This window comes from Paenirhizobium cremeum (assembly GCF_022884085.1).
In the GTDB taxonomy this organism is placed as follows: Bacteria; Pseudomonadota; Alphaproteobacteria; order Rhizobiales; family Rhizobiaceae; genus Allorhizobium; species Allorhizobium cremeum.
Genome location: NZ_JAGGCS010000013.1, coordinates 92,109 through 105,934, shown reverse-complemented (window position 1 = coordinate 105,934; position 13,826 = coordinate 92,109). Strand labels below are relative to the sequence as shown.

At 58.7% G+C, this 13,826-nt stretch carries 16 protein-coding genes; 11 read left to right on the top strand and 5 right to left on the bottom strand.

Features of this window, described 5'->3' with window-relative positions:
• Window positions 1–271 precede the first annotated feature (271 nt).
• Complete coding sequence (locus tag J5N58_RS20640; protein WP_244712768.1) at window positions 272–790, bottom strand: helix-turn-helix domain-containing protein; 519 nt, start codon at window positions 788–790, stop codon at window positions 272–274.
• Between the two features lie 723 nt (window positions 791–1,513).
• Here J5N58_RS20640 and J5N58_RS20635 point away from each other — a divergent pair.
• The 5 genes from J5N58_RS20635 to J5N58_RS20615 are packed head-to-tail and all read left to right on the top strand — an operon-like array spanning window position 1,514 to window position 4,037.
• Window positions 1,514–1,969: a DUF3846 domain-containing protein gene (locus J5N58_RS20635; RefSeq protein WP_244712766.1), complete on the top strand. Its 456-nt coding sequence runs from the start codon at window positions 1,514–1,516 to the stop codon at window positions 1,967–1,969.
• Entirely contained in the window at window positions 1,966–2,964 is a 999-nt protein-coding gene (locus J5N58_RS20630) for a hypothetical protein (RefSeq protein ID WP_244712735.1), read from the top strand. Before J5N58_RS20635 ends, J5N58_RS20630 begins: the two co-directional genes overlap by 4 nt.
• Window positions 2,965–2,992: 28 nt before the next feature.
• Complete coding sequence (locus tag J5N58_RS20625; RefSeq protein ID WP_244712733.1) at window positions 2,993–3,439, top strand: hypothetical protein; 447 nt, start codon at window positions 2,993–2,995, stop codon at window positions 3,437–3,439.
• A 10-nt stretch (window positions 3,440–3,449) separates the two neighbouring features.
• A complete protein-coding gene (locus J5N58_RS20620; protein WP_244712731.1) occupies window positions 3,450–3,686 on the top strand; it encodes a hypothetical protein in 237 nt (78 codons plus the stop codon).
• Window positions 3,687–3,731: 45 nt separating this feature from the next.
• Entirely contained in the window at window positions 3,732–4,037 is a 306-nt protein-coding gene (locus tag J5N58_RS20615; protein WP_244712729.1) for a hypothetical protein, read from the top strand.
• A 180-nt stretch (window positions 4,038–4,217) separates the two neighbouring features.
• Here the strand turns inward: J5N58_RS20615 and J5N58_RS20610 are convergent, their stop codons facing one another.
• Complete coding sequence (locus tag J5N58_RS20610) at window positions 4,218–4,481, bottom strand: hypothetical protein (protein WP_244712727.1); 264 nt, start codon at window positions 4,479–4,481, stop codon at window positions 4,218–4,220.
• Between the two features lie 201 nt (window positions 4,482–4,682).
• Here J5N58_RS20610 and J5N58_RS20605 point away from each other — a divergent pair, with 201 nt between their 5' ends.
• The 3 genes from J5N58_RS20605 to J5N58_RS20595 all read left to right on the top strand — a co-directional run bounded on the left by J5N58_RS20605 (window position 4,683) and on the right by J5N58_RS20595 (window position 7,968).
• Window positions 4,683–6,299, top strand: coding sequence for an RcgA family putative transporter (locus J5N58_RS20605; RefSeq protein WP_244712725.1), 1,617 nt, complete (start codon window positions 4,683–4,685; stop codon window positions 6,297–6,299).
• Window positions 6,289–7,311: an alpha/beta fold hydrolase gene (locus tag J5N58_RS20600; RefSeq protein WP_244712723.1), complete on the top strand. Its 1,023-nt coding sequence runs from the start codon at window positions 6,289–6,291 to the stop codon at window positions 7,309–7,311. Before J5N58_RS20605 ends, J5N58_RS20600 begins: the two co-directional genes overlap by 11 nt.
• Before the next feature lie 459 nt (window positions 7,312–7,770).
• Window positions 7,771–7,968, top strand: coding sequence for a hypothetical protein (locus J5N58_RS20595; protein ID WP_052642493.1), 198 nt, complete (start codon window positions 7,771–7,773; stop codon window positions 7,966–7,968).
• Between the two features lie 818 nt (window positions 7,969–8,786).
• On the opposite strand, the gene J5N58_RS20590 is transcribed toward J5N58_RS20595, so the two are convergent.
• Complete coding sequence (locus tag J5N58_RS20590; RefSeq protein WP_244712721.1) at window positions 8,787–9,659, bottom strand: MBL fold metallo-hydrolase; 873 nt, start codon at window positions 9,657–9,659, stop codon at window positions 8,787–8,789.
• A gap of 23 nt (window positions 9,660–9,682) precedes the next feature.
• Window positions 9,683–10,225 (bottom strand): cysteine hydrolase family protein, encoded by a 543-nt coding sequence (locus tag J5N58_RS20585; RefSeq protein WP_244712827.1) that lies wholly within the window; start codon window positions 10,223–10,225, stop codon window positions 9,683–9,685.
• Window positions 10,226–10,325: 100 nt separating this feature from the next.
• On the opposite strand from J5N58_RS20585, the gene J5N58_RS20580 reads away from it, so the two are divergent.
• Entirely contained in the window at window positions 10,326–11,294 is a 969-nt protein-coding gene (locus tag J5N58_RS20580) for a GlxA family transcriptional regulator (RefSeq protein WP_244712719.1), read from the top strand.
• 172 nt (window positions 11,295–11,466) lie between these two features.
• On the opposite strand, the gene J5N58_RS20575 is transcribed toward J5N58_RS20580, so the two are convergent.
• Complete coding sequence (locus tag J5N58_RS20575; protein WP_244712717.1) at window positions 11,467–11,856, bottom strand: nuclear transport factor 2 family protein; 390 nt, start codon at window positions 11,854–11,856, stop codon at window positions 11,467–11,469.
• 152 nt (window positions 11,857–12,008) lie between these two features.
• On the opposite strand from J5N58_RS20575, the gene J5N58_RS20570 reads away from it, so the two are divergent.
• Both J5N58_RS20570 and J5N58_RS20565 read left to right on the top strand, forming a co-directional pair.
• Entirely contained in the window at window positions 12,009–12,950 is a 942-nt protein-coding gene (locus J5N58_RS20570) for an AraC family transcriptional regulator (RefSeq protein ID WP_244712714.1), read from the top strand.
• A 56-nt stretch (window positions 12,951–13,006) separates the two neighbouring features.
• Window positions 13,007–13,588: a DUF1349 domain-containing protein gene (locus tag J5N58_RS20565; RefSeq protein ID WP_244712712.1), complete on the top strand. Its 582-nt coding sequence runs from the start codon at window positions 13,007–13,009 to the stop codon at window positions 13,586–13,588.
• The last annotated feature ends 238 nt before the right edge of the window (window positions 13,589–13,826 follow it).

Genomic DNA, 13,826 nt, shown 5'->3' with positions numbered 1-13,826 from the left:
CCGCTTCGCGGCGCTATGCTAAGCCTCCTGCGGCTTCCCTTTATCCGTCAAAACCGTGTCGAGAATTCCCGCTTTCCCGCCCTTTAAGGAGGGGCGGCGCTATGCTGAAAGCTCCGATGTTCTTCATTGTCTTCCTCGGATCTCGGACTGGCGCCGATCGATCCGAGCGGTGGCTTCGCCAGATGGGGGGAAGGACGCCGCATGAGCGCCGGCTATTCGCCAATGGCGGCCGGCGCGCGGCGGAAACCAGAGCCAACCCATTGAGTGCAAGTTATGGCGCTGCTTTCGCCGCGCCATTCCCTCTCTGCTTCTCGATCGTCCGGGGCTCCATAGCAAGCACAAGGTCATGCACCATCTTCAAGGTCGTTACGTCGAGCTTCTGCAGGTGGCCGACCGTTTCTTCCATCAGCTTGTTTCTCTCTGCTTCCTGTGAGTTGCCTTCGGATTGAGGGGACCGTTCTTTGACGAAAGGATCGAAGAACTCTTCCGGAGTGATATCCAGGACTTCGAAAACGTGGAGCAGGCGTCCGACTGTCATCAAGGAGGAGGCGTTTTCGTAGCGGGCGTAGGTAGCCTCCTTCACCCCTAGCAGCATAGCGACTTTGGCTTGCGCAAGTTGTCGATCGGTCCGCAGGTCACGCAGCCTTTGCGCGACAAGCAGATCCAGTTGCCTGAGATCGATGATCTTTCCGTCGAGCCGTTTGCGATAAACCGGATGATCTTTGTTTGGATCGTCAACGCGTTCAAGTCCGAGATAGTTTACCCACTGCTCGAGTCCGAAACCTGCCATTGCCAACAACCATACTGGAAAATAATCGTTATTCCTCCGGGACAATTAAAGATGGTGCCTCGAAAGTCTACCCCGGATCGCTGCTTTGGCGCATCGCTTTGCGACCCCGCTCTATGCCTTCGGCACGGAGCCAGCAGGCACTGTCTCCGCCCATTCGGGTGACGATCGGTTGCGCTGCGGCTTCGCCTTCCATCACATGCGTCTTGGGTAAAAACCGGTTCGGAACATTTACAGCCTCGCGCGATCGACCCATATTGCCGGCTGATCAGGTCAGGTCATGGCAGATCTCTAGCCCTTATCTGTCATGCCTGCGGAGGCCGTCCCGCCTGATCGGGGCGGCCTCTCCACTCTCCTAAAGCTCTTCACAGTGATCAGCATCAGCATGATTTGTCCGGTCTAAGTCACGATGAAGCAGTGACGCCGGAGGCGTCCTGTCTGTCTCTTTGATGAGGGAAAGAGGAGCGCCGCCCCCTCTCCCTCACAAGGGGAAAAAACGGTCTCCCCGTCCTTCCTTCGCGCAGCCTTACGGCCGCGCTTTCGTGCAGGATCGCCACTGACGCGACGCCCCTTCGGCTTTGCCTCGGGCGGGCGAAACCCCTCCGTTTTATCCCCTTGCCACCCTCTCCCCCGCTGCTCCGCGCGAACTCGGGAACAGGAGCGGGGCTCCTGCCCACGAGGAGCACGAGAAGACCGCTTCGCGGAATTGGAGAAAGGGTGAGAACTATGACCACAACCGCAACCGTTTACCTCCTGGACCCGGAAGCCGGGACCATTCAAGCTGCACAGGTCGCAGCACCTAGCGCGTTCTCTCAGACCTACGGGCTGATTGGATGCCAGCTTGTCGAGGTGGTGCCATTCGATACGAACCACGTTCTCATCGTCGATGAGGAGGGTTTGCGTAACGGCTTGACCGCCTTCACCGTCTTTGACGGCTACCCGCAGCCATTGGCCGGAAAAATCGTTCTTGCCAGTCTGGACGGCTCGCATGTCCTGCCGCCGCAGATCAGCATTGAGGAAGTGGCGGCCCGCCTGAACGTTTGCAAGCCGGTTCTTGATCCGGTCTTTGCCAAGGCAGACGAGCATTCCCCCAATGGGGTCATTCTGGGCGGCGCTTTGATCGGGTTCCAGACCCGCATCACCCGCACTCACCCAACCGTCATGGCGGGGGTAGTCCGATGATCATCGCTGTTGTCGAGGACCGCACCCTGTCCATTCTTGCCGGAACCTTTGCCGCGACCATCGCGGCGAAGGACATCGAACATAGCTTCTATGCTCTCACGCATTTTCCGGAGCGGCGCGCGCTGTTCGAACTGGAGGGGCTGGCAGAGCGCCTGAACGGTTTTGCCGCCTTCATGGTGGAACTGTGGGAGCAAGCAAAACTGCCCCTGCCGGACGCTGAACTAGAGGCGTTTGCCCGCCGTCATGTCGAGATCACCGCCAAGTATTGGGCAGCGGAAGGCCGTTGCATGAACTGGTTTATCACCGGACCTGCCCGCTTTCCCGTCGCCCGCAATGAAAAGCGGATGCGAGTTTCAGACGCCCGCCGTGCTGACATCTCAGCCCATATCGCGACTGCGAAAAAGGCATTGAAGCGCAAGGCGTTTCCCCACGGGACCGATGACGAGCCGATCCGCTCCGGCGATCCGGCCGCCATGCAGCGCATCGCATCGCGGATCGAAGACCTGGCACTGTCCATCGACCGGATGAAACGGGCGAATGTCATCATTCGTCGGATGGAGAAGGATCAGGCGAGTGAAGCCGACATTCTGGCCCGTGTGGTGGCAGAAACCGGCATGGACGAGGAGAGGGCATCGCGCGGCGTTACCCTTGCCCCGTGGCAGAACCGACGCGGCTTTTCCACCACCAACACCCGCGCCGAACTGCGTCGCATGCAACCCCGCCTCACTTCGCTTGCTACGATGAAGAGGCGCGGCGACCGCGCCGAGGACGTCGAGACGGAGGCAGGAGCCGTCACGGTCAAGGAAAATACCGACATGGCCCGCATTCAGTTGCTGTTTCCCGGCAAGCCGGACGAACAGACGCGGCGCACCCTGAAATCTCACGGGTTCCGCTGGTCCCCATCGCAAGGAGCGTGGCAGCGCAACTTGAACGAGGCCGGACGCTATGCGGCCAAGTGCGTCTTGAAATCGATCAGCGGCGACAGCGCCGCTTGATCAGCCCCGGAAAACAGAGGATCCCCACATGAATGAGCAAATTTTTACAGTCATGGAGTTTTCCGGCCGAGTCGACGCCATGTTCGGCGGCAGTGCCGCCGACTGGAGCCTATACACCCAAGAAGACGACTCGAACGCTTTCATCAGCGCCGCCGACGCGCAGCGCCGCCAACTGGTGAAAGCCTATTTCCCGACCAAGAAGGAGGCAAGTGAGGCCGGAGAGGCAGCGAGTCAGCGCAAGGGCCTGATTTCGGCCCTGCCTGTTCGGCGCGTTGATGAGATCCCCTATGCGCAATTGCGCTGGATTGTTGGAAACATGCACGTTGGGACCAGCGATGACGACTTGAAAGCCGACATCAAGGGACGCGCGAGGTCGGGCATGACAGCGAATCCGGACCTTCTGGCGCAGGCGTGCGCCTATGCACTGGCAAGCCACCGAGCCAATCAGGGCTTGGTTGCCCATTTCCGGCTGTAGGAGGCGAAGCATGAAAAGCAACGGCCAGCGCCGAAGCGTTGAGGTGTTCGACACGCCCTCCGGTTTAGGAGGGAGCCACACGGTTGAGGTTGTCGAGGACCTTGGAAACAATAAGGTCAGGGTGCGCGTCTGGTATGGACGCGCCACCGCAACAGGTTGGGAAGCGTGGAAGGACTGGGACGGCTACCGCTTTGAGACCGACCGCGCCGGCCTGACCAACAAGCGGTCAATGCCGCTGTTCAAATAGGACCTGGGCCGCATTTCGGTGCGGCCCGACACCAGGAGGACACCATTGAGCCGCTACACCGTGACCGTGAAAACGGACGAAGAGACCGACGAGAACGCCGTAATCGGCTATGATCCGCCGTTGCGCACCTTCTTTCTGCAGGCATTTCCCGACGAGGAAACCGACGAATATGCACTGTGGTTCGGGACGCTTCTTGAGCAGCACCCAAGCCTTGAATCGATCATCGAGAGCGCGCGCCGGTTTGGCTATGAGATCGAAGGGCTGTCACAGGATGCCATCGTCGCCATGACAAAGGAAGCAGGAACGCCGCCGCCGCCAAGCCTTGGCGAGCGGTTAGGGCTGGTAAGCTGACAATTGTTGGATGCATTTTTGCGGGGCTGGTTCGGAAGAACTGGCCCCGTAGCCATTTTGGCAGTTGCGAACCTGGCCGCATCGAGCGGGCTGCGGTCCGCCCGAAGGGAGCCCATGCCCCTCCCCTCGGCTCCCCTCCCGCCCAATTGCTGCCGCTGAAGCGAGGCCGGGATCGGAACGTCAGGGGCGTCCACGAGCGCCAGAGTTCTCAGAAATCGACTTCAGCTCTTGGATAGATAATGAGCTCCTGGTCGCGATCAGATAACCGGCCAGATAGGTCAGCTTTAGATACGCTTCACCGTCGCCTTTTGGCTCATAATTGATGATTGCCAGGCGGCTCGCCTTCGCCTTTTTCCCCCCTTGAACTGCCGCTGAATGCTGATCGATCAGCTCACGAAGCGAAGGTGTTTCTCCTGTCGCACCAGCTGCGATCTCCGTTACCACTCTCCTGGACGTGGACAATGCCGGAGCTGTTTTGGTGCATCGAGTGGCAATTGCTTCACGGGACGAACGCGAACTGGATGACGACAGTAGCATGGCGGATGCCTCACCGATCTAGTTGCATTGGGGATCGTCTCAGACCATCAAATCGTCCACAACGCACGATAGGATACGAAACAAGACGAAATCTTGGGCTGTAAGTCATTGGAAAAAAACGGTAAGATTTTTGTTCCGCCGCCGGCGGATGGAAGCGATTTCAAGGAACTGTTCAAGAAAATGGCTGCTGCGGGTGCCGGACGCCCCTTGGGTGACGACGGTTTTCCCCAAGGCCCGTGGACGCCGGAGCTACTGGCGGATGCCATCTCAAAGATCGACGCCAACCGTGTCGGAGTGGATCTTCGCACCGTCCAGCTCTGGTTTCAGGAGAATGACAAAGGCATCAGCCCGGCCAACATTCGCTGGCTGGCACGCATCTTCGGTTGCGACGATCGCGAGGCGACGAATGATTGGCTGAATGAGCTCAGCTCGGCCCAAGGGCGCCTGACCGCCAGGCGGCGAGATCAAAAGAAGACCGGTGGCTCGACTGCGACTGCCCTGCGTGTGCCTGACACGTCAGCGCCAGAAAAAAACCAGGTTTCTCTAACGCCCGTCGTCTCGGTGGACCTTCAAACCATGCCAGCGGAGCGGCCAAGGGGTTTGGCAATCAAGACCGAGGCGATTTTCTCGCATGGATCACATCTGAACTTGCCGGCCTGGATCTTCGCCGGTTCGTCCGCCCTCGGATTCCTCTCATACATTTTGGGGATCCACAGCATCACCTATGTGCGCTCGGATGGTATCGAGAAGCAGGTTGGCTTCCTCTGGGCACCGAACTGGACCTTCCTGTTCATGGTGCTGTTGCCACTGTTTTTCGCCGTCGTCATCGAGCTTCTGGGTTTCTGGAAGCATGATGGCCGCCTCAGGCTACTGGCGGAGGCTGATCGTGTAAGAAGCAGCGACGCCTGGACGCTACATTTGCAGGCCAACTCACAGACCTATTGGGCAGTTTTCCTGATCTGCATATTATTCGCGGGCGTGGTGCAATGGATCGGCGTGCAGCTTATCCCTCTGCTTGAGCAAGCGCAGGATTTTGCCCCAAGCTGGGGGACGATCGGTATCATCAGGCCGGATATCCTATCGACGCCGGCGGCAATCGTATTTACCGCCCTTGCCTATCTCTACATGTCCACAAGCTTCTACATGCTGTTCGCTGGCCTGATCCTGCTGCATACGATCATCCATGATCTATGGAAGCTTAAACGCGTAGCTGAACTCCTTGGCGAGCAGAGAGCCCGGCCGGACACCAGTGAAATCGGTCTGCGGATCATGCGCGGGGTCTTCAGATGTTCCGTGCTCGTCGTCCTTGCTGCCATCTGCATGAAGGCACAAAGTGCCTATCTTGCATCGCAGGGCCCGGATTTCGTGACATGGCTGGTCCGCGATCTCTGGGCTGCGCTGGCAGATTACGACGATGGAGATAGGACCTTCGGTTACATCATGCCCACACACTACAGCAGCTTGCTCGTCGTGCTTTCGACCTGCAGCGTCTTTGTGTATGGAGCAATCCGCTTGGGGGATGATCGGCGGCTTCGTTCCCCCCTGTGGAAGATGTCTGCGGTGATCGGTTTGCTTTTCGTCTCATACATGTTGATCGACGCGTCCGATGGTTTCTCTGTTTTGCTGATCGTTACCGCACTCATTGCGACCTATGGTCTATTTGATCCGGCGTTTGAGCCAGCTTGGCGTGCCCGTGAGATAAGAGGCGACAGCCATGTTTCATAATTGGCTGGATCGTTGGGACGAGGGTCGCGCACAGCGCGGCGAAGAGGCCAAGAAGATCACGGACTTCATTCTGGACGCCGATCGTGCATTTCCCGGCATGGGGGCGGCTGAAACGGTAGAGGAGTTTTGCGTTCTCGCGGAAACGGCCGCCGCTGACCCGGACTTTTTTGAGCCGCCTGATTCAAGCGACCAAACCTTTGAGCTTCGGGATGGCTGGCTGAAATTCCCTTCGGACGTTGCAACCGATGTTGCTGAAAACAACATCGTGTGGGCCAGGATCACCGAGAGCGGAAAACGCGATCAGGCGGTGGTGATCTTCCATCACTGGAACGCCGAAAGTCGGAACCGGCAGCTTGCCGGGTTCCTCTCCTGGCAAGGGATCACAGTCATCGAGATCGCCATGCCTTACCACTTGGAGCGCAAGCGTCCGGGCTCGCTCTATGCCGATTACATGCTCAGCGCCAATCTCGGCCGAACGGTGCAGGCCGTCAGACAGGCTGTATGGGACGGGCGCAAGCTTATCCGCTGGCTGAAGCGCGAGGGGTATCGGGATGTTTCTGTCCTCGGCATGAGTCTTGGTTCCTGGATAGCCGGACTGGTCGCGGCGCATGAGACCGCTGTTTCTCGGGCGTCACTCTTCCTCACGGCAGGAAGCCTTGCCGAAATGGTATGGACTGGGCGCGCAACCCGATCGATCCGGAAGAGCCTCGAGCCGCATCTTACGCTTGCCCAGCTGCAACGAGCGTGGGCACCACTCAATCTTGAAACCCATGCAGACAGGCTGGCGCGGCCAAGCCTCGAACTTCATGCCATCCTGGCATCGAGGGACACGGTTGTTTTGCCGTACCTGTCAGAACGCCTGCTAGGGCGGCTGCAGAGTGCCGGAGCCAGCGTGTGCGTGCTGCGGCTGAATTGCGGTCACTACTCTCTTGCACGGCCACCCTACATCTTGGGAGCCGGACGGAGCCTGAAGCGGTTTTTGTTGCGTAAGCGCGAGGCCGCCCAGGCTTAGGAGCGCTTGAGCGCCGCATCGAGCGGCACCCAACCGCAATGAGGGGAGCCCCCTTCGGCCCCTCCCCTCAAACTCCCCTTCCCCCTCACGACGGACGCGCCCCGCAAGCGGGACGGCTCACTGAGGCTTGTTGTCGTTTCCGGCTAGGAGCGTCGACGCGAGCTCAACCACCGCTGCAGCATCACGGGGATGGAGATCCGACCTGCCGGCCGAATCACGATTTGCCGGTTGAAGGCAAAGACGACGGCCGGGGCTACGAAGGCCGCGTTTTCAGGCCGCTCCTTAGTGGCCGTAAGCAATCTAATGCTGCGCACGATACGTCAGGCCCCGCCTTAGTGTGCAACCCTAAAGGGTTCTCCTCTCCGCTTCGCTCCGTTGCGATCGCTACGCGATGCACTCGGCGGTTCCAGCCGTATTCGAGCTTCGCGATTACGCACAACCACTAAGGAGGAACCTCTGATGAAAACGCTCGTAACCTTCTGCCAGAAAACCGGCCGTCGCCTTCGCCAGTTCATCAACCGGCAAATCGCGAAGTTGTCCCACAAGGGCCAACTTCGGTTCTCCATCGCCGTGATGCTTCCGCTCATCGCCAAGGTCGAGTTCAGCTATCAAGTCGAGCTCAACAGCAAGGCCGGAAACGACAACAAGCCTCAGTGAGGTACAGCCGCACCCTGCCCTGCAGGGTGCGGCCTATCCGTCGTGATCCCGAAGCTGCGGCCTTGCACGCGCCGGTAGGAAGCATATTTGCTGGAAGATGACAGACTTTCCAAAAGCGCCACCCGAAAAGGACGAAAGCCGCTACATCGCGTGTCAGATGGCGGTGGAGACTGTTTTGCAGGACCTGGTAGAGGATGCCATGCGCCGAGGTTGGGAGGATACGGAAGTCCTCTCCGCTATTACAGAGGTTGCTGACAACCTCATGCTGGCGGTGGCTGCAAATCGGGATCTAGACCTGCTTCTCGCTGCTCTGCGAAGAAAAATGCCCCCGCCCAATCTTGCCAGCTAGGCAGGGTTCGACGCGATCATGCTTGGTATCCAACACGAGGCGCGGCTGTTCAGGGGCGCGAGTTCTCAGGCGTCCGCTTCGCAGCGGCGCCTCAGGCTGAGGGCTGAATGACACTCCAACCAGCGAAGTCATCCTTCGCCGCGAAGGAGACATTCCGGGACAAATAGCTGCCAGGCGGCTACGCGCCCTCGTTCTGGACGTTGAAGTCATCACCTCATGCGCCTGAAAGCGGACATGCCGCCAGGGTGCTCTCAAGTCGCTTGTGCGCCAACACCAAACATCCGCCTTAGGATACTGACAATCTCATTTGAGCCTGAAATCAGTCAGCCTCCAGCCTGTCGATTGAGTAACCGAAGCTAACACTGTTTTAAACTGAGACGACATTGCTGGACCCGGTACGCCGCAAAACTCAGGCTTAGGTGCATCGCGGCAAGCGGCGGTCACTGGCCGCCCGCCGCTTCGCACCAAGTCAAACCACAAGGGTCTCGCCATCACCCGGGGTGCGCAGCTTATCCGCAAAACCGTTGTCATTAGCAAAAGCTCTTAGCTCTGCCCGGCTGACGGTGCAGTGGTTCACAGCTTCCATGTGGCTGGCGATCAGCAGGGCCTCAGGGGCAGCTTTGTGAACAGAAAGCACATCCTGTGTTCCCATGATGATACCACCCTCGATCCCGACGACCATCGCGTAGCCGGTATTCAGGATCACCACTTCTGGCTGATGCGTTTCCAGAGCGGCGGCAACATCCTCCTGCCAGACCGTGTCGCCTGCGAGATAGACCGTCTTTGCACCGGCCACCTTGAACACGACCCCACATGCCTCGCCTAGAAGTTTGCCGATCGCTGCATAATGAGCCTCGGTCCCATGGCGGCCCTCGGTCTTGATGAGTTGCACATCATTGAAGCTCGACATGGTCGACAACACGCGAACATCGGTGAACCCCTGCCCCCGTATGATCTCAGCATCCGCATTATTCTGCGCGAAAATCGGAAGGGTCTTGGGCAGAAGTTTGCGAGCTTCCTCATCCCAATGGTCTTCGTGCAAATGGGTCACGATGACCGCATCCACATCGATGATTTCTTCCTTCGTCATAGGAAGATGTACGAGTGGATTGCGCTCCTCGCTATTTACTGTCCCCTCAAAGCCCGGCCAGCTTTGACGATCCGAAAGCATCGGATCGACAAGGAACCGAACCCCGCCATAAACGACGTGAAGCGTTGCGTTGCGTATCTGTGTGATTTCAACGATTTCCTTCGGCAAAGCCGCCTTCTGAGCGCTGACGGGGAGCGCACCGGCAACGAGGGCGGCACCCGATAGTGCGAAGAGTTCTCTACGTGTGGTCATGGATCGTCCCTCCTGATCAGACATCAGCGAGCAAGGAAGGCGTCAGTCGAGATCACCTCGCCATAGCCAAAGGACAGCGCCGACATCAGTGCAGCGTGCACTCTTGCTGCCGGGACGGTGACACCATCGAAGTCCAGATCGCGGGTCGCACAGGCATCGTGGATCGTCGTGGTTTTGTAGCCCAGATCATTGGCGGCGCGGACCGTCGCATCTACGCACATATGGCTCATAGCACCAATGACGACGACGTCCTCGATGCCTCTTTCCTCGAGAAGGGCGTTCAGCCCGGTATCGCGGAAAGAGTTCGGGAAATTCTTGGTGATGATCGCTTCGCCAGGCGCCGGCTGCACGATATCGTTGATGTCGGCCCCTGTTGTCCCGGGAACGAAGAGCGGACCGTCTGGCATTTCGTGGCGGATGTTGACGACCAGGTCGCCGTTGGACCGGGCATGATCCATGACGCGGGCAGCATTGGCTGCGGCGGCTTCGATCCCATGCAGTGCAAAATTGCCTGCAGGCCAATATTCATTTTGCAGGTCGACGACCAGAATGGCGCGGTTGGACATGAACTTTCCTTTCGTGGTTTCAGATGGCTTGCATCCACTATGTCTTTCCGTGATGGTCTGAGCCACTGGCATGATCGACAGAATTGGGGGCAATATCGCCATGAACGAAGTTCAGATCAGCATCGTTCTATACCCGGGCGCGCAGCTCTCGGCGGCCTTGGGCCTGACTGACCTGTTCAAGGTCGCGGGGCAGACGGCGCAGGGATTTGAACCCACTTCGCAGCACTTGCGGGTAAGACATCTTGAGATTGAGCGTGAAGCGGAACCCATTGTCGTTTTCGACAGCGATCCCGATGCAATCGGAGAAGCGGCTGGGCCCTGCGATGTGCTGATCCTGCCACCATCGCTGGAGCCGCCAATATCGCCCGAAGCTGCCGCGCCATTGGCGCGCTGGCTTTGTGCTCGACACGATGAGGGCTCCGTGCTGGCCTCGGTGTGCGCCGGAGCATTCCTTCTCGCCGAAACCGGGCTTGTCTCCGGCCGAGCAGTCACCACCCATTGGGCTTCTGCCGATGCCTTCCGCAACCGCTTTCCTGACGTTGTACTTGACGTCGATCGCCTGATGATCGACGGCGGCGACGTCATCTCGGTCGGCGGATTGATGGCCTGGACAGACTTGGGGCTAAAGCTCGTGGAACGCTTCCTCGGCCCGGTGGTCATGGCCCAGACTGCGCGCATGCTGCTGATCGATCCACCCGGACGCGAGCAACGCTATTACAGCGGATTTGCCCCGCGAATGACCCACGGAGATCTGGCGATCCTCAAGGCGCAGCATTTCCTGCAGTCGACTGGAGGCAAAGAAGCTCGTCTTGTGACGCTTGCCGAACATGCCGGCCTGGAGGAAAGAACCTTCCTGCGTCGTTTCCAGAATGCGACGGGCATGACTGCAACCGATTATGCTCAACGCCTGCGGGTCGCCAAAGCGCAGGAGCTCCTCCAATTTGGGCACCTTCCGATTGATCGCATAGCGTGGGAAGTCGGCTATTCCGACACGGGCTCGTTTCGCAGGATATTCCATCGGATTGTCGGCCTGACACCGGGAGAATACCGTGAACGGTTCCGCGCATAGCCGTCACCTGTGATAAGCGCAGCCAACGCCTGGAAGCCGTGGCTGCAGGCCCTCAAATACGCGCGGGCCCGCATGGGTGACGATCTGCTCGGTGTTCGGCCTGATGTCGGCGCTCCTTAAAGCAGCAACTGACTGACAAGGACCTGTCGGTCCTTGGCAGTCACGTAATGGCTTACTTGCCCCAGAATGCGTCTTCCTGCTCCGGATCAGAGGAAAACAACCACACTTCGACGATCTTGCCATCCGCAATCCGCAGCAGATCAATACCAGGCTGATTGACCTCAGCGCCTTCGCGCTGGCCGGCAAACTCGATCTCGATGGCAACAAGGTCGCCGCAGGCGAGGTAGCGGTGGGCGTGAGTGATGGCGAACGTGCCGCCGGACTTGGCCATCATGGCACCCATCATAGCGCCGAACTCGGCAAGACCGTTCTTGATGCCCGAGAACTGGTTGGCGCCAGGCTGATGCCAGATGATCTGCGGCGACAGTAGTCCGCCAAGCGTGGCTTGATCATTTGTCTGCACAGCTTTGATGTAGCTCTTTGCGATGTCGATGTTGGTCATCTTCCGTCTCTCCTTGTGTGCGTTTTAACTGCCGCGTCGCGACCCGCGCTGTTGATGAATTGGTAATAACCGGCTCCGTATGCCGCTGTCGTGGTTGATCGCTGCCATAATCTGATACTTAATGGACATTTCTAGGAGCGAGCGAGAAGGTCATGGCGAGAAAGGGAGCAAAGATTGACCAACTGGCCTATCGTCCGCAGGGCCGCGAACTCGACATCGAGGTCTTCCTGTTTTCCGAATTGCGACGCCGGGTCGCCCGCGCAGAGCTCCTGACGCTGTACCGCTATTCTTTCCATACGCTGATCTGCGTCACCGAAGGCGAGGTGGACCAACTGGTGGACTTCCAGCCAGTCACATGCTCCGCGGGATCCCTGCTGGTGCTTCGGCCCGGGCAGGTTCACAGTTTCGGCAGCAATGAAGGCTGGGACGGATGGATGGTCCTGTTCCGGGCGGAATTCCTGCCGCTGGAGACCCAGACGATAGCCGACCTGCTGCCGGCCCTCAATTTTGATCGGTTGCCTGATCACCTGTCGCTGTCGATAGACGAGTTCCGGGCGGTCAGCTCAGCCATTGCAAAGATGCGGCAGGATGCGGCGATCGAGGCGGCACCCAAGGACCTACATGCGCTTCTGCGCTATCAGCTTTGCGCGCTGCTAATGCGACTGACCATCCTGCAGGATCAGCGGGCAGGCCTGACAGAGGCACACAGCCCGGCTGTGCAACGCTTTGCGAGATTTCGCAAACTGGTCGAGCAGAACCATGCTGGCTGGCACCAGGTCTCCCGCTATGCAGCGGCTCTCGGCTGCACGGAGAAAAGCCTGACACGGGCTGCGCTGGAGGCGACCGGCCAGAGCGCCAAAGATGTCATCACCGCCCGCATTGTTCTCGAGGCAAAACGGCTGCTGGTCCATACGGACAGCCCCATTTACCTGATCGCTCAGGGTCTTGGGTTCGAAGAGGCTACCAATTTTGCAAAATTCTTCAAACGTGAAACAAACTCCACACCGATCGGCTTTCGCCGGCACTACAAGGGCCGACTGGTTAGCTCGAGAGGTAGTTCTACGATCGTATCGATCGGATCAATCGAAGCGTGAGTAACATTCACAAGAGATGCGACTGAGCCAGTCCGCAGTTGTCACAGGAGACACCGTTGCAGAGTTTTAAAACTGGGCGTTGGCTCAATGAGCCTACAAAAGCAGATGTTTCGGATACCGAGCTTTCCGTGACGACTGACGCCAACACGGATTTCTGGCGAGAGACGCACTACGGCTTTGTGCGCGACAGCGGTCACTTCTTCGCATTCCCGGCCGAAGGCGACTTCACCGCCCAGGTTCGGGTCCAGGCACAATTCGAGCATCTGTATGATCAGGCCGGTCTCATGGTCAGGCTCGACGAAAGACGGTGGGTCAAGACCGGGATCGAGTTTTCAGACGGACATGGTTTGCTCGGTAGCGTGCTGACGGATGGTGCTTCCGACTGGGCCACGGGCCGCTACAATGGCAACCCTTCCGATTTCTGGATCAGGGTGACCATCCAGGGCGGCGTTCTAAGAATACAAGCGTCAGACGATGGGCGGATTTGGCCACTCGTCCGCCTCTGCCCTTTCCCGAAAGCGGATCATTATCTCGTGGGTCCAATGTGCTGCACTCCAGAACGAGCAGGCTTGGAGGTCAGGTTCAGCGAGTGGCGATTGGGACGGGCCTTGGGCAAAGACCTCCACGACCTGACTTAGCCGCTAGCCGCCTGGGCCCACTTCCTAGAATCGGCAGCGCAAGATGGCAGCCTCTGAAAGGGAGGGGGGCGGATCGGCCGTCACACGCGGAAAGGCCTTTTCCGGTCCCATTCCAGCCTGCACCCTCGAAGCAGTCCATGTCTCCTATTGGCACGAAGCGGTCAGATGCGACCTGTCCCAGATGAACTAAAGCCTGTTTGGAACGGTGATAAGGCTATGCAAACCAAGGCTTTCCGGC